Source organism: Kitasatospora sp. NBC_01266 (genome assembly GCF_036242395.1).
In the GTDB taxonomy this organism is placed as follows: Bacteria; Actinomycetota; Actinomycetes; order Streptomycetales; family Streptomycetaceae; genus Kitasatospora.
In genome coordinates this window covers 8,350,384-8,368,582 of record NZ_CP108458.1, presented here as the reverse complement: position 1 = coordinate 8,368,582, position 18,199 = coordinate 8,350,384, and the positions used below count along the sequence as shown (strand labels likewise).

At 71.8% G+C, this 18,199-nt stretch carries 16 protein-coding genes; 9 read left to right on the top strand and 7 right to left on the bottom strand.

What is annotated here, in order from left to right; genetic code table 11:
- Positions 1 to 4: 4 nt before the first annotated feature.
- Genes OG403_RS35870 through OG403_RS35840 form a run of 7 tightly spaced genes read right to left on the bottom strand, consistent with a single transcriptional unit; the run spans position 5 to position 7,291 of the window.
- On the bottom strand, positions 5 to 670 hold the full coding sequence (locus OG403_RS35870) for an HAD family hydrolase (protein ID WP_329571925.1): 666 nt from the start codon (positions 668 to 670) through the stop codon (positions 5 to 7).
- Positions 667 to 1,731: a nicotinate-nucleotide--dimethylbenzimidazole phosphoribosyltransferase gene (locus tag OG403_RS35865; protein WP_329571923.1), complete on the bottom strand. Its 1,065-nt coding sequence runs from the start codon at positions 1,729 to 1,731 to the stop codon at positions 667 to 669. The genes OG403_RS35870 and OG403_RS35865 overlap by 4 nt, the downstream gene beginning before the upstream one ends.
- The gene (locus OG403_RS35860) at positions 1,728 to 3,377 is read right to left on the bottom strand and encodes a carbamoyltransferase family protein (RefSeq protein ID WP_329571921.1); all 1,650 of its coding nucleotides are present in this window, start codon (positions 3,375 to 3,377) and stop codon (positions 1,728 to 1,730) included. The genes OG403_RS35865 and OG403_RS35860 overlap by 4 nt, the downstream gene beginning before the upstream one ends.
- A gap of 32 nt (positions 3,378 to 3,409) precedes the next feature.
- A complete protein-coding gene (locus tag OG403_RS35855; protein WP_329571919.1) occupies positions 3,410 to 4,348 on the bottom strand; it encodes a TIGR03621 family F420-dependent LLM class oxidoreductase in 939 nt (312 codons plus the stop codon).
- Entirely contained in the window at positions 4,345 to 5,187 is an 843-nt protein-coding gene (locus OG403_RS35850; RefSeq protein ID WP_329571917.1) for a carbon-nitrogen hydrolase family protein, read from the bottom strand. The genes OG403_RS35855 and OG403_RS35850 overlap by 4 nt, the downstream gene beginning before the upstream one ends.
- Positions 5,187 to 6,317, bottom strand: coding sequence for a Gfo/Idh/MocA family protein (locus tag OG403_RS35845; protein ID WP_329571915.1), 1,131 nt, complete (start codon positions 6,315 to 6,317; stop codon positions 5,187 to 5,189). The genes OG403_RS35850 and OG403_RS35845 overlap by 1 nt, the downstream gene beginning before the upstream one ends.
- The gene (locus OG403_RS35840; protein WP_329571913.1) at positions 6,314 to 7,291 is read right to left on the bottom strand and encodes a transglutaminase domain-containing protein; all 978 of its coding nucleotides are present in this window, start codon (positions 7,289 to 7,291) and stop codon (positions 6,314 to 6,316) included. The genes OG403_RS35845 and OG403_RS35840 overlap by 4 nt, the downstream gene beginning before the upstream one ends.
- Before the next feature lie 518 nt (positions 7,292 to 7,809).
- Between OG403_RS35840 and OG403_RS35835 the strand changes: the two genes are divergently transcribed.
- From OG403_RS35835 to OG403_RS35795, 9 genes are all read left to right on the top strand, one after another.
- Entirely contained in the window at positions 7,810 to 8,703 is an 894-nt protein-coding gene (locus OG403_RS35835; protein WP_329571911.1) for a glycosyltransferase family 8 protein, read from the top strand.
- A 64-nt stretch (positions 8,704 to 8,767) separates the two neighbouring features.
- Positions 8,768 to 9,019: an acyl carrier protein gene (locus OG403_RS35830; protein WP_329571909.1), complete on the top strand. Its 252-nt coding sequence runs from the start codon at positions 8,768 to 8,770 to the stop codon at positions 9,017 to 9,019.
- A 46-nt stretch (positions 9,020 to 9,065) separates the two neighbouring features.
- A complete protein-coding gene (locus tag OG403_RS35825; protein ID WP_329571907.1) occupies positions 9,066 to 10,493 on the top strand; it encodes a class I adenylate-forming enzyme family protein in 1,428 nt (475 codons plus the stop codon).
- 65 nt (positions 10,494 to 10,558) lie between these two features.
- Positions 10,559 to 11,104, top strand: coding sequence for a chorismate--pyruvate lyase family protein (locus OG403_RS35820; protein WP_329571905.1), 546 nt, complete (start codon positions 10,559 to 10,561; stop codon positions 11,102 to 11,104).
- 85 nt (positions 11,105 to 11,189) lie between these two features.
- Positions 11,190 to 13,109, top strand: coding sequence for an ABC transporter ATP-binding protein (locus OG403_RS35815; RefSeq protein ID WP_329571903.1), 1,920 nt, complete (start codon positions 11,190 to 11,192; stop codon positions 13,107 to 13,109).
- Positions 13,106 to 14,920, top strand: a complete 1,815-nt coding sequence (locus tag OG403_RS35810) for an ABC transporter ATP-binding protein (RefSeq protein ID WP_329571902.1) — start codon at positions 13,106 to 13,108, stop codon at positions 14,918 to 14,920. Before OG403_RS35815 ends, OG403_RS35810 begins: the two co-directional genes overlap by 4 nt.
- A 34-nt stretch (positions 14,921 to 14,954) precedes the next feature.
- Positions 14,955 to 15,755: a nucleotidyltransferase family protein gene (locus OG403_RS35805; protein ID WP_329571900.1), complete on the top strand. Its 801-nt coding sequence runs from the start codon at positions 14,955 to 14,957 to the stop codon at positions 15,753 to 15,755.
- Entirely contained in the window at positions 15,737 to 16,858 is a 1,122-nt protein-coding gene (gene rfbG, locus OG403_RS35800; RefSeq protein ID WP_329571898.1) for a CDP-glucose 4,6-dehydratase, read from the top strand. The genes OG403_RS35805 and rfbG overlap by 19 nt, the downstream gene beginning before the upstream one ends.
- Positions 16,855 to 18,138, top strand: a complete 1,284-nt coding sequence (locus tag OG403_RS35795) for a glycosyltransferase family 4 protein (protein ID WP_329571896.1) — start codon at positions 16,855 to 16,857, stop codon at positions 18,136 to 18,138. The genes rfbG and OG403_RS35795 overlap by 4 nt, the downstream gene beginning before the upstream one ends.
- Positions 18,139 to 18,199 lie beyond the last annotated feature (61 nt).

The following is an 18,199-nucleotide window of genomic DNA, read 5'->3' as shown; positions in this document are numbered from 1 at the left end:
CTCACTAAGGGATGGGGTTTCCGCTCGGGTCATCGGCGGCAGCGGCCGGGCCGGTGCCGAGGGGCCAGCGCGCGGCGGCGAGTTCGGCGGGCAGGCCGGCCCGCCCGACGATCAGGGTGCGAACGCCCGCGGCACTCCCCTGCGACCGGTCCCACTCGCTGTCGCCGACGAACAGAGCGTCCTGCCGCGCCAGGGAGAGGTGTTGGAGTGCGAGCAGCAGGGCCACCGGGGAGGGCTTGGGCGGCGCGTCCTGGCGGGCGACGATCAGCGGCACGTCGAGTCGCGCGGCCGTCAGCAGGGTCTGCGCGTCCTCACGCGACCGTCCGGTGCAGATGCCGACCGGGACCCCGCGGCTTCGCAGCCCCGCCAGCGCTGCTTCGACCCCGCGGACCGGTGGTGGCAGACGGACCGTGAGTTCCCGAGCGAGCGCCGCGCGGTAGGCCAGCAGCGCCTCCTGGGCGTGCTCGGCCCCGACGAGCTCGCCCAGGGTGGCGAGATCGGTCGGCCGCTGGGCGCGCCAGAGCCGCACCTTGCCCACCTGCGACCCGCTGAGGTCGCGCACGGCCTCGCGCAGGCAGTGTTCGTGAATCCGCCACGTGTCCAGGAGCGTTCCGTCGAGGTCGAAGACGACTCCTCGCGGTCGCGCCGGCCCGGCGGCCGCGTGGTTCATCCGTCCTCCGCAGGCAGGGCGAGACCCACATCACGGGCCCGCGGCGTCCGATGGGCGAGTTCCAGCGTGGTGTTGACCAGACCCAGGGCGAGGGCGGCACCGCTCGCCACGCCCAGGCGCAGGCCCAGGTCCAGCAGCGGGTCCAGCCCGAGCGCCTGGAGCAGCGGGCGGTGGCCCGGCTCCGCCGAACGGTGGGCGGCCACCAGGTAGTGGCCGACCGGCGGACAGAGCCGGACCGCGATGAGGGCGGCGACCGCGGTGATGAATCCGTCGAGGACGACCACCCGGCGCGCCGCGGCGGCGGCGAGGATCACTCCGACGTTCCCGGCGATCTCGTAGCCGCCGAGGGCGGCGAGCTGCGCCAGGGTGTCCGTCCCGGGAAGGCCCGCGGTGCGGATCAGTGCTCGTTCGACCAACGCGTGCTTGCGTGCCACTGCGGCCGGGTCCACGCCCGACCCGGCTCCCACCACCGCGGCCACCGGAAGCTCCAGCAGCCTGCCCGTCAGCGCGGCGGCCGCGGTCGTGTTCCCGACGCCGATCTCACCGACGGCGACCATCGTCTCCTCCCCCAACCGGCTCCGGAGGAACCGGGCACCGCTCAGCACCGCGCGTTCGGCGTCGGCACGCGTCATCGCGTCACGCAGGCAGATGTCCTCGGTACCCGCTCCCATCCGGAACTCCGCTTCGCCGACCGGCTCGACGAGACCGAAGTCCGCACTGACGACTCGCGCGGGCACCCGGTCGGCGATCAGGTTCAGCGGCGCCCGGCCCGATTGCACGAGGGCGAGCACCCGCCCCCCGGCAGGCTGCGGCAGTGCCGAGACCGCGCGCCGGGCCAGCCCGTGGTCGGCCGCCAGCACGCTGACGAGCGCGGGCAGCGGCCCGGGGTCGGGATCGCTGCGGATCATCGCGATCCTGGGCACCAGGTCGTCGAGTCGGCCGAGCGCTCCGTGCGGACGCGCCAGGGTCCGCAGCCGCAGCGCCCCGAGCCGGCCGGCCTGCCGGTCCGTCGGTCCGACCAGCGCGCACAGCGCGTCGATCGCCGCCGACTCGCCGGTCACGAGACCGCGGTCTTGTAGGCGACGAGGTCACCGAGCACCAGGACGTCGATCTGGGTCTTGAGGAAGCAGCGCACGGCGTCCTCGGGTGTCTCGACGATCGGCTCCTCGTTGTCGTTGAACGAGGTGTTGAGCAGCACGGGAACGCCGGTGAGGGCGTCGAAGGCGGCCAGCAGGGCGTCCAGGCGGGGGTTGAGCGCCCGCAGCACCGTCTGGAGCCGGGCCGAGCCGTCCTCGTGGGTGACGGCCGGGATGACCGCACGCATCTCTTTCCGCACGTCCGGGACCATGAGCATGTAGGGGGCCGGCACGGTGGTGGTGAAGTACTCGGCCTGGCGGGACTCCAGAACGATCGGGGCGAACGGTCGGAACGGCTCGCGGTGCTTGACCCTGGCGTTGATGCGGTCCTTCATCCCCGGATCCCGGGCGTCCGCGAGGATGCTGCGGTTCCCCAGGGCCCGCGGGCCCGCCTCCGACCGGCCCTGGAACCAGCCGACGATCGCTCCACCGGCGAGCTCGCGGGCCACCAGGGAGTACGGGTCGTCCGGACGCAGGACGCGCAGCCGGCCGGACTCGGCGGCAAGCGCCGCCTCGATCCGGTCCGCCCCGTACGCGCGGCCGAGGTAGGGGGAGAACGGTTGCGGTGCCGGCTTCCACGGGTGCCCGCCCAGTTCGTGGTACCCGTACAGGGCCGAGCCGATCGCCGTCCCGCCGTCGCCCGCGGCCGGGACCACGTGTACCCGTTCGAACCCCGTCTCCGACAGGAGCTTGTAGTTCGCCACGCTGTTGAGGGCCACCCCGCCCGCCAGGCACAGGTCGGTCAGACCGGTGCGCCGGTGCAGCCAGCGAGCGAACTCGATCACTATCCGCTCGGTGTGGTGCTGGACCGCGTAGGCGAGGTCGGCCCGCCGGGCCTGGCCCTCGACCGCGTCACCGGCCTCGGCGAGCTCCCGGTCGATGAAGGAGCGCATGGCGATCTGCTGGGCGGTGGACTGACGGAACTCTCCGGCGGAGAGCCGGAAGAACTCCCCCAGTCGCGCGACGTAGCGCGGCGTCCCGTAGGCGGCCAGCCCCATGGTCTTGCCCGGCGCTCCCATGCCTCCGGTGGTGAACAGGCCGATGGCCTTGGACACCGCCTCGTACATCCAGCCCACCGAGTCCTCGTAAGGGTCCTCGGACCGCCGGTCCGTCAGGGTGACGCGGCCGTGCTGCGCGCGCAGCACCTCGAGGCCGCCGGGCCCGGCCTGGTAGCAGGTCACCGTCTCACCGTGCAGCCGGCCCTGCTCGACCACGGTCGATCCGCGGCCGTCCATGACCAGCACGGCGGCCCGCTCGAAGGGCGAGGTGTAGAAGGTGCTCGCCGCGTGGGCGAGGTGGTGCCCCATCCACCGCACCCGGTCCCGCAGTCGAAGGGTGTAGACGGGATTGACGAAGTCGTTGGCGATCACGAGGTCGACCTCGTCCGCGGTGACTCCCGCCGCGTTCAGCACGTACTCCGCCGCGAGGCACTGCTGCAGGCGCGGCCCGAGTCCGTAAGCGATCTTCACCCGGGTGAGCCGCTCCTCCTCGATGGCCGACACGACCTGACCGTCCGCCACCAAGGCGGCGCAGAAGTCGTGGTGTGATCCGCCCAGTCCTAGGACGCGCAACGTTCCTCCTGATCGTGTTCGTCGGGCATGGGTCACTTGCCGGCCAGTCGCTCGACCACCGGTGCGAACGCGTCCGCCTGGGCACCGGGGAGCACCCAGTAGGAGATCCCGTACCGCTGCCGCCGCTCCTCGAGGCGCTCGCAGACCTCGGCCACACTGCCCGCCAGTGCCAGCGGGGAGTCCAGTGCCTCCGCGGGCGGGAGGCCGAACATGTGGGTGAGGACCCGCTCGGCGTAGCGCGTACTGGAAGCGCAGATGGCGGCGGCGAAGAGCAGGCACTGGAACTCCGGCGGGTCCGCGGCCGGCCCGGCCTCCCTCACCCAGCGCACCCGCCTGTCGAACTCGGCCGCCCGCGCGGAAGGACCGAACCGGTTGTCCTTGGTGCCGGAGGAGAGCTGGGCGGAGAAGGAGACGATGTCGGCCTGTTCGGCGGCCGCGCGCAACATCCGGGGTCCACCGCCACCCATCGTCCAGCGGGCCGCGCTCGGCCGGGGCTCGCCGACCGCGTCGAGGACCCGGTGGGAGCTCCCCAGGAAGGTGGCGCTTCCTTCGTTCCAGAGCCGGCGCAGGACCGTCACCGCCTCCACGGCTTGGCGGATCCTGGCGGCACCGGGCTCCATCTCGACGCCGGCGCGGCTGAAGTCCGACGCCAGCCATCCCGCGCCCACTCCGATCTCCAGGCGCCCGGGAGCCACGAGGTCGAGCGTGGCCAACTCCTTGTAGAGCACCGATGGTTGCCGCAGGGCGGCGCCGAGCATGAGCGGGCCCAGTGCGATCGACCGGGTCGCCCGCGCCGCGAGGGCCAGGGCGACGAGTGGGCCCCACTCGCGGTTCAGGTGGTCGGGGACGAGGAACGAGCTGTATCCGTACTCCTCACACCGCCGGCTCAGCGCCTCCCACTGCGCGACGTCGGCGGCACCGCCGGCGAGCACGCCGAAGCGGAAGGGCCGGATCGCAGCTGACCGGGTCATCGGGCCACTCCCTGGGTCAAAGAGGCATAGGCCGCCGGCCGCCGGTGCGCCGCGCCCCAGATCGAACCGGTGCGGTACTCACGCAGTGCCGTGAGGTCCAGATCCGCGAGGACGAGCCGGCTGCGGCCGTCGGCGAGCGCGATCGTGTGGTCGCGCGGTCGGTTTTGGTGCACGGCCCGCCCGTCGAACAGGCAGGAGCGCCCGTTCATCCTCGGCAGCGGGTAGTTGGCCACCGCGACCGCCACCGAGTTCTCGAACGCCCGAGCCCTGACCTGTCCGATCCGGTCGTCGCACAGCAGGGAGGCGTTCGGGCAGACGATGAGTTCCGCTCCGTCCAGCGCGAGCGCCCGGCAGGCCTCCGGCTGCTCGCGGTCGAAGCAGATGATGACGCCGATCCTGAGGGGACCGGCGACCGTCTCCACGGTCGCGGCGGCGAACCTGCGCCCGGGTGTGAAGACCCGCTCCCACAAGAAGTCGCAGACGTGGACCTTCCGGTAGACGTCCACGACCCGTCCGGCCGCGTCGATGACGGCCGCCGCGTTGCTCAGGCCCGTGCCGTGCGCCTCCATGTAGGTCGTGACGACGGCGAGGCCCAAGCTCCGCGCGGCCTCCCGGAAGGCTCCCAGCCAGGGGGCGTGGACCGAGGTGGCCAGGTCGCGCCACCGCTGCTCCCCCGCCGCGTCGGTCGGGCAGGGGGCGTACCCGGTCTGCCACAGTTCGGGAAAGACCACGAGGTCGGCACCGTCGGCTTTGGCGTCCTCGCACAGCGCCAGCCCGCGCCTGAGGTTCTCCTGCGGATCACCTGGCGCGGCGGGGGCCTGGACCAGAGCCAGGCGCATCAGTCGCCCCGTCCGGCGGGAATCCGCGCCGCGCCCGGCACGACCGCGACCGGAGCGCCGCAACGCGCGGACGCGATCGCGGCATCGAGCATCGCCATCGTCGCGAGGTTGTTCCGGGCGCTGCCCCAGCCCGGTGCTCCGGTGGCCAGGGCGTCGAGGAACTCCTCGAGCGGCGCTGCCACCTGGCGCACCGGGTCCCGGTCGAACCCCTGGTCATCGACCTGGGCCACGATCCTCCCGTCCTCGTCCGAGGCGGGCTCGTGGTCCGCTCCCGCCTCCCGGGACGACACCCCCGCACCGCTCACGAGCGCCAACCGGACCGTCCCCGCCCCCGTCCACGTCGCGGTGCCGTGCGGACCCGTCGCCCGCCAGCGACCGCTCCAGGCGGTGGGCATCGCCGGAGCGCACCAACTGCCTTGGTAGAGGAAGCGCGAACCGTCCAGCATGGTGAACAGCGCGATCGCTTCGGCCGGACCGCGGTATCCCGAGCGGGGGCGCGCGGGAGCGTCGCAGTAGACGGAGTCCGCATCGCTTCCGGTCAGCATCCGGGCCGTGTCGAAGGCGTGCACCGCCATGTCGCGCAGCAGCGGCTGGTCCAACTCCGAACGGAACCCTTCCGCGGGGTAGCCGCGACTGAAGCGTGCCTCCAGCCTGTGCAGACCGCCCAGCCGGCCGACGGCCGTTCGGAAGGCGTCCGCCCCCGGCTGGAGGCTCCGAGACTGACTGACCATCAACAACCGGCCGTGGCGCGCGGCTGTCCCGGTCAGCTCGGCCGCCTGGTCGAGATCCATGGCGAAGGGCTTCTCGGTCAGTACCGACAGGCCGCTGGTGAGGGCCTCAGTGATCACCGACCGGTGGACCTGCGGAGGAGTGGCATTGACGCAGGCGTCCGCCGCCGGTCCCGGTAGCGACTCCAGCGTCGCGCTGACGGGCAGTTCCGGCAGGCGCAGGCGCAGCGCCAGCCCCCGCGCCCGACGCGGATCGCTGTCCACGATCGCCGCGAGCCGGCAACGGGGGTGCTTGTGCAGCGCTCGGGCCCAGGCCTGCCCCATCGCGCCGGCGCCGACGAGGACGATCCGGACCGGCGTGCCCGTGATCCGCCCGTCCGGCAGCTCCGATCGGCTGCTCATCTGGCGTCCTCCTCGACCCGGCGAGTGGCGAGCGACAGCGGAGCGCAGGCCCCGTGATGTGTCGTCAGCCAGACGTCGTGGTCGCTGACGCGCGCCGTGCAGCTCCCGATGGACCGGTGCGGCGGCCACTCCTCGGGGTCGAGCAGCGACCAGTCGCCGAGGAGGTTGAGGAGGTGCGGGTCGAATGCGTGCCATTCCCCACCGTCGAGCACCTCCGTCCACGTGTGGATGATGGAGTACGGCGCGGCGAGGAAGAACCCGTAGCTGTAGCGGGCCGCGAGGCCGAGTCGGCCGGCCTCGCGCGTCAGGTACAGGGCGGCGAGGTCGCAGTCGGCGAGATTGGTCTCGGCCAGGAATCCGAGATCGGCGCGCAGCGGCTCCGGGAGCAGGTGGAAACGCAGCGGCCGGAACAGGCTCGCGAGCGCGTCGGGCAGCCGCCCCTCGGTCATGGGCCGCGCAACCCGGTGGCGCAGCTGCCCGGTGTCGGAGGCGGCGGCCGGCGTGTACCCGGCGAGGGAGCGCAGGGCCTCGCTGCGCGTGTACTCGCACTCACCGGGGTGTCCGGGCTGCGGACAGTGCGCCCGCACCTCGACCTCGAACGAGCCGGCGGCCGCGCCGGACGTGGCGCGCAGCGAGTTCGCCCAGCCGCGCATCGCCAGGGTGCGCGCGTTGGGCAGGCGCAACGCCAGGGCGACGTTGGCCAGATCGATCTGGTCGAAGTACCTGACGCCGTCACGGACCAGGGAAGGCAGCCCGACATCGCCGAGTTCCCCCAGCAGGGCAGGGATGATGCCGTGTTCACGGGTTGCCCGGTGCCCGTCCTGCCGGAACTCGCGGTAGCGGTCGGGCACATGGCGGACCCGGGCGACGATCTCGGCGAGCCGGCCGGCGGGCCGGCCCGTTGCTCGCGCCGGCGAGTCGGGACGGGGCGCGGGGAGCAGCCGGGCAGCCCGCGCCGTGTGAGGCCGTGTCATGACTCCCTCGATTCTCGTGACTTGCTCGGAACGCGACCGGTTCCTGCGGCGAGGCAAGGTGGTGAGCGGGTCCGCCGCGCGGCGCACTGCGGCGCGGCCCGGTTGCCGGTCCGCAGCGAAAGGGCCTCGGTACGACTCCGGCGGATCCCGGAGTCTGCGCCGGCCAGGCGGAGCGGCTGCTGGAGCGAGCGCATGATCGTCACGTGAACGGTCACGTGATCGTTCACGGCACTATGACCCGAGGCGCGCTGCACTGTCAATCAGTTCGGATCTCGACGACAGCATCGGGCTATACATGCTCCGCATGCGGCTATTGACAGCTACTGGCGGCTGGATCATAGTTCCGTGAAGGTTCACGTGACCGCTCACATGACGAGACGAACAGTCAGATGACGTGGGTGGAACCGTCGTTGCGGCAGCAGCCGGGTGACGGGAGCCGGTGGAGCGAGACCCGGCGACGTTCGCTGCGGAACCGTCCTTTGCATTGAATCCGGGGGAAAGCGCCTGTGCCCAAGCCAATGCCTTCGAACGATGGAGAACCGACTCAAATCGTCTTCGCCATCGACGAGTCCTACAGCCTTCCGCTGACCGTGGCGTGGCACTCGCTCCGTGCGTCGAATGCCGAACTGACCGACCGGCTGCAGATCGACCTGCTCTACGAGGAGCTCTCACCGCTGACGATCGAGCGTTTACGGTGGCACGCGGAACTCCTCGGCCTGCGAGTGAGGTTGCGCCCCGTGCACCTGGAGCCGATCCGCTATCCGACCGCGTTCGGCGGGGCTCATGCCAATTACCTGCGGCTGGTCATACCCGAGATGTACCTCGACCGCGAGCGGGTCCTGTATCTCGACGCGGACCTCGTCATCCGCGGGGACCTCAGCGCACTGTTCGGCACCGAACTCGACGGCCGGCCGCTGGGAGCCGTACGGGATCCGCTCAACCCGGTCGTCGGACGGGGGCGAGCCCTGCCCGGCTGGTCCAAGCTCGGGATCCCTCCCGAGCAGGAGTACTTCAATTCCGGCGTGCTGCTGATCGACCCGGCCGCCTGCCGCGAGGAGCGGCTCTTCGCCCGGGCGATCGAGTTCATCGCGGCCCATCCGGAGCACATCCGGCTCTGGGACCAGGACGCACTCAACTGGGCCGCACAAGACCGGTGGAAGCGGTTGGAGCCGCACTGGAACGCCTTTCCGCTGTCGGCACTGGTCCGCACGCCCTGGGTCCGGTACACCACGCAGGACCTGATGCCCTTGCAGGACCTCGTCCGGTTGGAGGAGACGTCCGCGGTGCTGCACTTCGCGAGCCCGGCGAAGCCCTGGAAGGACCTGCTGCCGGAAGGGCCCGCCGCCGCCTCGTACCGCGCGCTGCTGTCAGCCGTGCGCAGCGCCGAGCGGTCGTTCACCCCGGCGATCTGAACACGAACCCCGGCTCGGCCACCTCCCTCCCACCCACCCCCAACGAGACAGGTAGTCAAAGAGAATGGCAGAACGTCAGGAAGTCCTCGATGCGATCTCGCTGCGCCTCCAGGAGGTGATTCCCGCGCTACGCGGCAGCTCTCCGGAGGCCGATACGGACCTGCGCGACTATGCCGAGTTCGACTCGCTCGGTGTCCTGGAACTCCTGGTCTGGATCGAGGGGGAGTTCTCCCTCACCATTCCGGACGAGGAGCTCACGGTGGAGAGCTTCAGCACGCCCGCGAAGATCGCCGACTACATCGTCGCGCGCGGCTGACCGGCCCGGTCCGTCGCCCAGCCGAAACCGCACTCCAGGAGTCGTCATGAACTCGCCGGGAATCTTCGCCGCGGTCGCCGCGGCCGCCGGCAGCTCCACCGATCCCGCGCTGATCGCCGGCGACCGTTCCTGGAGCCGGGACGAACTGCTGCTCACGGCGACGGAGCTGTCGGAGGCACTGGCACGTCGTTACTCGGGCAGCGCCGTCGTCGTCGAGTCCGACGATCCGGTGGCCACGGCTCTGCTCACGCTCGCCGCGGACCGGGCCGGAATCCCACTGCTGCACCGGGACCCGGCGACCGCGGCGGGTCCGTCCGGGCCGGCCGTGCGCGACGGGGCCGGGCCGGCCGGAACCGAACGGCCGGCCCGGCCCGGTACTCAGGAGTCACCGTTCCTCGGCCTCGTCCGCGCCGCCGCCGCCGACGGCCTGGAGCCGGCGACTGAACTACCGCCCGACGCGCAGGTCTTCTTCACCTCCGGTTCGACCGGAACGCCGATGGCGGTCGTCCGGTCCCGCGCCGCCGTGCTCGCGGACGCGCGGCGGGTCGCGGACTTCCTCGGCTACGAGCCCGGAGCGCCGGTGGTCTGCGCCGCGCCCGTGTTCCACGCCTACGGTTTCAACTACGGCCTCATCGCACCACTCGTGGCGGGTGCCCCCGTACGGCTGCTGCCGAGCAGGTGCCTGCCCTCGACGTACGCCGCGGCGGTTCGAGCACTTGACGCCCGGACCCTGATCGCGCTGCCGGCCCACTACGGCCTGCTGGCGCAGGGGACGGGCCGGCAAGGGGCGACCGTCCAGGACCTGGCCCGGTTGAACGCCGCGGTCTCGGCCGGGGCGGCACTGCCACCGGTCGTCCAACAACGCCCGGGGAACGCCCTGGAGTTGCCGCTCTACAACTGCTACGGCTCCTCCGAAGCGGGAGCGATGACCCTCTCCCGTGTCGACCGCGGCCAGGAACCCGGTGACATCGGGGAGCCGCTGCCCGGTGTGCGGGTCCGGCTCGACGGCGGGGAGCTCCAGGTGCGGACCTCCTCACTCGCCCTGGGGCGCTTCGGGCCTGGGACGCGCAACCGGCTGCTGCCCGTCTCCGACCCTGACGGCTGGTACCGCACGGGCGATCTGGCCCAGTGGTCAGGCGTCTCACCGGGTCGGCTGACACTGCTCGGCCGGTCGGCCGCCGTCATCAACGTCGCCGGTGAGAAGGTCTCTCCGGGTGAGGTGGAACGGGTGATCTCCCAACACCCGGGTGTCCTCGACGTGTCCGTCTGCGCCCTGGCCGATGAGGTGCGTGGCGAAGTGCCGGTCGCCCGGGTCGTGCTGCGACCCGGTGCCGTGGCGGGTGAACTCATCGAGTGGTGCCGCGCCGAGCTGGCTCCCCATCAGATGCCGCGCGCCTTCGAACCGGTTGACCACATCCCGCGGTCGGCCACCGGAAAGGCGCTGCGCGCACGGCCGGTACGGGACTCCCGGTGAGAGCCGCCGGAACGCCGGCGGGACACCTGCCCCCTGGCCGGCTGAGCCCGTTCGGCCGGATGCTCGTGACCAGCGACGGAACCGTCACCACGCTGCTGGAGGAACTGGCCGGCGAGGCGATCCGCCTCGCCGCCCTGCACCACGGCGGTCCCGCGCCCGCCGGGGCCCTGGCGGCCCTGGCGGACGGCATCGGCTCCGGCTCCGTCCTGAACCGGTCCACGCTGCTGGTCGGCGCCAGCTCCGGCACGACCCTGGTGCGCGCACGGTCCGTGCTCGCGGCTGAGACGTTGCCCGGACCGGTCCACCGGGACCTCACCACGACCGCCGAGCCGATCGGCCGGGTCCTGCGCCGATGGCGGGTCGAGACCTTCCGCGAACTCCTGTTCAGTCGCGCGCTGTTCGCAGGCGAGGCCCCCGACCCGCTGGACGGCGCCAAGGAGGCGGCGGCGCCCCGCGGACCGGATCAGGCGGTGACCGGCGCCCTGCGCGTCTACCGGGTGTTCATCGGCGGCCGCCCCGCGATGGTCGTGGGCGAGGTCTTCACCGCCGCCTGCCTGCGGCTGGGCGACCCTCCGGGCCCGGGCGAGCCCCAGTCCACGACCACCAGGTGAAGCACCGCACCCGCTCGGGCGGCCCCCGCGCTGCCCGGCACCCGTCCCGACCGTCTTCTCCCCAGACAGGACCGACGACCCGCATGTGTACCCCTTTCACCGCGAGGCAGCGGTGATCGCCGCGATCCGTCGTCGGCAGGAACTCGTCCTCTTCGCCTTCCTCACCCGGACCGACTTCCGCCTGGGCATCGCCTGGTGGTGCCTGATCGCGAGCCGCGGCATGCTGCCGGCGATCCTCACGGTCCTGACCGGCGGGCTGATCGGGGCGCTCAACGCCGACCGGGCGTACCTCGACCCGCTGGTGGCGGTCGGCGTCGCGTTCGTGCTCATCCAACTACTCGCTCCGGTGCACGCCCAGGTGAGCAGCAGCCTCGGCGAACGAATGTCCGATCGCCTGCAGGACGTCCTGGCGGGTGCCTCGACCGAACCACCCGCCCTCGCCCACCTGGAGTCCCGGGAACTCGCCGAACGCCTCGCGCTCGCCAAGGACTTCGACCAAGGGATGTCCGGGCCGCCGATGATCATCGCGATCGGGTTGATCTCCGGCGGCCTGGTCGAGGCGGCCGCCGGGCTGGCGCAGTCGGCGGTCCTGCTCGACTACAGCTGGTGGGCCGCCCCGCTGCTGGCCGGCGCATGGCTGTCGACGCACTGGTTGCTGCGGGAGAGCAGTTCCTGGGACCGGAGTGAGGCTCAGGTGCTCGCGGCGCAACGCGACGCGGACTACTCCTACCGCCTCGCGGTGGCCGCGCCGGCCGCCAAGGAACTGCGGATCTTCGGGCTGAGCGAGTGGACCGTGGCCCGGTTCACCGCGGAGCGCCGCAAGCTCGGCGAACTGCGGTGGCAGGCGACCCGGCTGCGGCGCAGACCGCTGCGCTGGGCGGTGCTCGTCCTCGTGGCCGCCAACGGACTGCTGTTCTGGTCGCTGGCCCAGCAGGCGGCCGCCGGCGAGCTGTCCGTCGGCCGGGCGGCGATGTTCGCCCAGGCCGCCCTCGGAGTCTCCGCAGTGGCCTTCGGTGGGATCAACTGGGCCCTGCCGCCCACCGCCGAGTCGGTAGCCACCGCCCTGGAGCTGCGGGAATCCATGGCAGAGGCCGGTCGACTGCCGTCGGGCACGCAGCGGGCGGACGGTCTTCCCGCCTCTCGAATCCGGCTGCGCGGGCTCGAGTTCCGCTATCCGGGCAGCGCGAGCCCGGTCCTCGACGGGGTCGACCTGACCATCGAGGCAGGGACCTCACTCGCGGTCGTCGGCGTCAACGGGGCGGGCAAGACCACGCTGGCGAAGCTGCTCTGCCGACTCCACGACCCCACCGGCGGGGCCATCGAAGTGGACGGCACCGATCTGCGCGAGTTCGACCTCGAGGCCTGGCGCGGGCAGGTCGCGGCCGTGTTCCAGGACTTCCTCCGCTACCACCTGCCGCTGCGGGACAACGTCGCTCCGAACGGAGCGAGCGACGAAGTCATCGAGGCTGCCCTGCGGGAGGCCGGCGGGCTCGGACTCGCGCCGCTCGACACCGTTCTCGCACGCGAGTACGAGGGTGGTACCGACCTGTCGGGCGGCCAGTGGCAGCGCGTGGCCATCGCCCGGGCGCTGGCCGCGGTGCGGTCCGGGGCGGGTCTGGTGATCCTGGACGAGCCCACCGCACAACTCGACGTACGCGCCGAGGCCGAGATCTTCGGGCGCCTCCTGCGCGCCACGCGCGGCGTGACGACCCTGCTGATCTCGCACAGGTTCTCCACCGTGCGCCAGGCCGACCGGATCTGCGTGCTCGAACAGGGGCGGATCATCGAACTCGGCACCCACGCCGAGCTGATGGCCGCGCGCGGCCGGTACCACGACCTCTACACCCTCCAGGCCTCCCGGTTCGACGAGTCGCCGGCGACGGGTGCCGAGCCGGAGGACGACCTGGTGCCGGCGACGGATGCCGAGCCGGAGGACGACCTGGTGCCGGCGACCCGGTCGGCCGGGTCCGCCCAGGACGACCGCGCAGAGGAGGCCCGGCCATGACCACCGACGAACTCGATCCGCTGCCCGGAGCATGGCGATCCCTGGGACGCTCCCTGCGCATGGGCTGGCGCTCCAGCCCGGCGATGATCGCCGCGGCCTTCTGCGCCGAGGCGCTCAGCGCCGTGCCGGACGCGATGTTCGCCTGGGGACTCGCCGCCTTCGCCACCGCGGTGATCACCGGGAGCGGCGCCGGGCTCGCGGCCAGTTCGGGGCTCCTCGCGGCGATGGCAGCGGGAAACTGGCTGCTGCAGACGGTGAGCACACGGGTGAACCAGCGCTTCGCGGACCGGGCCGCCGTCGTCGTCGAGTCGCACATCGCCGAGCTGCTGGCCGGCGTGTCCACGATCGAGCACCACGAACGGCCCGCCCAGCTCGATCGCATCTCCGTGCTGCGCGACCACGCCTCGGCGCTGAGCGACCTGTACCGGCACCTGTTCAGCCTCGTCGGTGTCCTCCTCAGGGCGGCGATCACCCTCGGCCTGCTGGCTTCGGTGAACCCGCTCCTGATGCTGCTCGGGCTCTTCCCGCTGCCGACGGTCCTCGTCTCGGGCCGCCGCGCCGCGGTGGAGAAGCGGGTGGAAGAAGCCGGCGCGCGGCACGACCGGCTCGCCCGCCACCTGTTCCTGCTGGCCACCTCCGCGGTGGCGGGCAAGGAACTGCGGGTGGCCCGCACCGGCCCGCTCGTCCGGCGCCTGCGGCACCGGGCATGGGAGCAGCGGCACCGGCCGCTCGCCCGCGCCCGCTGGATCAGCGCGGCCTGGCAGTCCGGCGCGCAGGCCCTGTTCGGAGCGGCGTTCATCGCGGCCGTGGCCTATACGGCGGCGCACTCCGCGGACCGCACGGGTGCCGTGCTGCTCGTCCTCGCCGCAGGCAGCCGGCTCTCCGGCTACATCGGCCAGACGATCACGCAGATCCACTTCTTCCGGACCATCTGGCTGGACTGCTCCCGCAAGCTGGCCTGGCTGGAGGACTACGCGGCGAAGCGCCTGGTGGCAGCCGACCGGTCCGCACCGGAGCGCCTGTCCGAGGGCATCCGGCTCGATGCGGTCAGTTTCGCCTACCCGGGGACGGATCGCCTGATCCTCGACGAGGTCAGCGTCCTGCTCCCGGCCGGAGCCGTGGTCGCCGTCGTGGGTGAGAACGGCGCCGGGAAGTCGAGTCTGGTCAAACTGCTGTGCGGCCTGTACACACCCACCTCCGGGCGGATCACCCTGGACGGTCAGGACCTCGCGCGCACCGACCCGGTGTCCTGGCGCCGTCGGGTGACCGGGACCTTCCAGGACTTCTTCGCGTTCGAGTTCCGGCTGCGGCTCTCGGTCGGCATAGGCGACCTCCCGCGTGCGGACCAGCCGGACGCCGTCGACACCGCGCTGGAGAAGGCAGCGGCGAGCGACATCGCGCGGGCGCTGCCCGAAGGAGTGCACACCCAGCTGGGCGTCAGCTGGCCGCAGGGAGTGGACCTCTCGCACGGCCAGTGGCAGCGCGTCGCCCTCGCCAGGGGCTTCATGCGCGACCAGCCGCTGCTCACCGTCCTGGACGAGCCGACCTCCGCGGTCGACGCCGAGACCGAGCACGCGCTCTTCGACCGCTACACCATGGCCGCCCGCACCGGAGCCGGGTCCGGCACGGGCGGAGTGACCCTGCTGGTGTCGCACCGCTTCTCCACGGTACGGGCAGCCGACTTGATCCTGGTGCTGAACGGCGCCCGCGCCACGGAGTTCGGCACGCACGACCAACTGATCGCGCTGGGTGGGCACTACGCACAGCTGTACGGGATCCAGGCGGAGGCCTACCGCACCGGCCTGCGATAGGCGGGACCGGCATCAACGAGAACGGAAAGATCTCATGACGGCCATACTGGGGCCCGCGACGAGGACGGACGACCGACCACCGGTCCTTCTACTGTGCGGAGGCCTCGGCCTGCGCCAGCGCACCCACGACGACCACACCCCCAAACCGCTGCGGCCCCTGCCGGACGGACGCACCCTCCTGCTACACGTCATCGACTACTACCGCGCCTTCGGCTTGAGCGAGTTCGTCCTCTGCGTGGGGTACGGCTCGGACGCGGTCCGCCGCGCCGTCCTCGCCGAGTTCGGTGTCCCCGCGCACGCGGTGGAGTCGGGGCCGGGCTGGACGCGGTTCACCAGCACCGTCCGAGTGACGCTGGTGGACAGCGGACCGCTGGCGGAGAAGTCCCGGCGCCTGCTGGACGCCCGAACCCACATCGGTGAACGCTCCTTCTTCATGGGGTACGCCGACACCCTCTCCGACTTCGATCTGGGCAGGCTGCTCACTGTGCAGCGGACCACCCGCGCCATGGTCGTGATGGCCGCGACACGGGTCAGGGCGCGATACGGCGAGCTGACCGTCGGACCGGACTCGATGGTCACCTCCTTCGAGGAGAAGCCCCTGCGCCCCGAACTGATCTCCGCCGGCTACTTCCTGTGCACTCCCGCCATCTTCGAGGAACTGGCCGAACCAGGTGGGGAACTCGAGGACGTCATCCTGCCCCGGCTGGCAGCCGACGGCCAGGTGCGGGCGGTCGTCCACGAAGGCCGTTGGCACCCTGTCGACACCTACAAGGACTTCACCGAGGTCGAGGACCTCGTCAGGCGAGAGGACTTCCCGTGGCCGACACCCAGCTGAACGAATCCTGGCGCGGCCGCCGGGTCCTGATCACAGGTCACAGCGGATTCATCGGTTCCTGGCTCGCCCTGACCCTGTGTCGGCTCGGAGCCGAGGTCGAGGGGATCGCCCTCAACGCCGACCCGGCGACCCGCACGCGCGACGGCTGGCTGGCACGCCACGGCGTCACGAGCCACGTCGCGGACATCCGGGACTACGACGCCGTTCACCGGGTGATGAGCGGGGCGCCCTATCACAGCGTCTTCCACCTGGCGGCCCAACCCCTGGTCCGCGCCGGGTTGGAGGATCCTCGGACCACGCTGGACACCAACATCGGCGGATCCATCAACGTACTGGAAGCGGCCCGCCACGCCCGGCCCGGCGTTCTCGTTCACGTGACCTCGGACAAGTGCTACCGCAACTTCGGCTGGCCCTGGCCCTACCGGGAGACCGACGAGATCGGTGGCGGCTGTCCCTACAGCATCTCCAAAGCGGCAGCGGAGATCGTCTTCGAGGGGTACACGGCCCTCTTCGACGGCCAGGGGCCCCGTGCCGCCTCCGTACGATTCGGCAACGTGATCGGGGGCGGCGACCACGCCGCGCACCGACTGGTGCCCGACACGATCGCGGCCCTGGCCACCGGTGCTCCGATCCAGCTGCGCAACGCGTCCGGCGTGCGCCCCTGGCAGCACGTCCTCGATGTCACGGCAGGTCTGCTGCGCCTTGCCGACGCTCTCAGGGCCGGTCGGGTGCCCGCCGGCCGCGTGTTCAACTTCGCGCCTCCGGGCGACGGTGCCACCGCTCGGGAACTCGCCGCCGCTCTCGCCGACCACTGGGCACGCACCGGACAGCGGGCGACCGAGCCGCCCGGCTCCGTCCTGCTGACGCGACCCGATCCCGGATTCACCGAGGAGGCGGTGCTCCGCCTGGACGGTCGCAGGGCCGCGGCCGAACTCGCGTGGGACCACCACCTCGGTCTGGACGAGGCCGCGGCGGCGACCGTCGAATGGCACCGCATGGTCGGACGTGGCCTGGACCCCGACCTGGCCACCCGCGCACAGATCGACCGGTATCTCTCACGTGCCCAAGACTTGGCCGACCCTGCCGGAGGCAACCAGCCATGAGTCCCACCCGCCGCGTCTTCATCTTCTCCCGCGAGTACCCGCCGCTCACCGTGGGCGGGACCAGTACGGTGGCCAGAAGTCTGGCGAAGGGCCTGGCGGCAGAGGGCTGGCAGGTCCTTGTCGTCACGAGCCACACCGGAACCGACGATGTCCACGAACTCGTGGACGACGTGAGTGTGCTCCGGACCGGCACCGGGGTCCTCTACAACGGAGAGACGGGCCTGCGGGATCAGAGCCTTCGAACCCACCGCCGTATCCTCGCGGCCGCCAACTGGCTCGTGAGTGTGCTGGGCCCGCCGGACCTGGTCGCCCTGCCCGACCTGTTCTGCTATCCGGAGGCCATGCTCCTGGCACGGGAGCACTCCGTACCGTTGATCAATGTCCTGCTCCAGGACTTCGAGGCGATCACGCCGTACGACCGTGACGGTCACCGGGTGACGACCGGAACGACTGCCGATCGCGCGGACTTGCTCGCCATCGAAGCGAAGGCACTGCGCACCAGCGATCACACGGTCTTCATCAGCCACGCTCTGCGCGACGCCATCACCGGCCGCTACGGGGTGGACAGCGCCACTCAGTCAGTGGTTCATCTGGGAGTCGACCCGGCCGAGATCGCCGCTGTCGAGGCCGACTCAGGCCGGTTCGAGCGGCTCACCGCGCTCCGCGGCGCCTCCGCCCCCGCGGCACCGCTCCTGGTGGCCTGCGGCCGGCTGGTACCCGTGAAGGGCTTCGACGTGCTGCTGACGGCACTGGCCCGCCTGGGACCCGTCCACCGGCCGGGCTCAGGCCCCGCACTCGTACAGCTCGCGGTGGTCGGCGTCGGTCCCGAGGAGGGACTTCTGCGGCAACGGGCAACCGACCTCGGTCTGACCGGGCAGATCGCCTTCCTCGGCGACATCAGGCGCGAGGAGGCCCTTGGATGGATGTCGGTGGCTGACGTCGCGGTCGTTCCCAGCCTCTGGGAGTCGTTCTGCTACGTGTGCGCCGAGATGATGGCCTTCGGCCGACCGGTGGTGGCCAGCAGTGTGGACTCCCTCCGCGAACTGATACCGGACGACTCGGTTGGTTACCCGGTGCCGGTCGAAGGCGCGTCAGGAAGTCGGCGCCTCGATCCGGACAGCCTTGCGAAGACGCTGCGTTGCGCCTTGGAGGACCCGGTGGGGGCTGCGGCGCGAGGCGCTCTCGCCCGCGAGAGGATCATGGAGCGCTTCACCAACGACCGCTTCGGCCGGCAGATGTCATCACTGGGGGTGCGGCTCATCGCGGAACGCAACCGCTGAGCAGTACACCGGTCCGTGCGCGGCCCTTGCTCCACTCCCCGGCCGACGGCGCGTCCGCGTC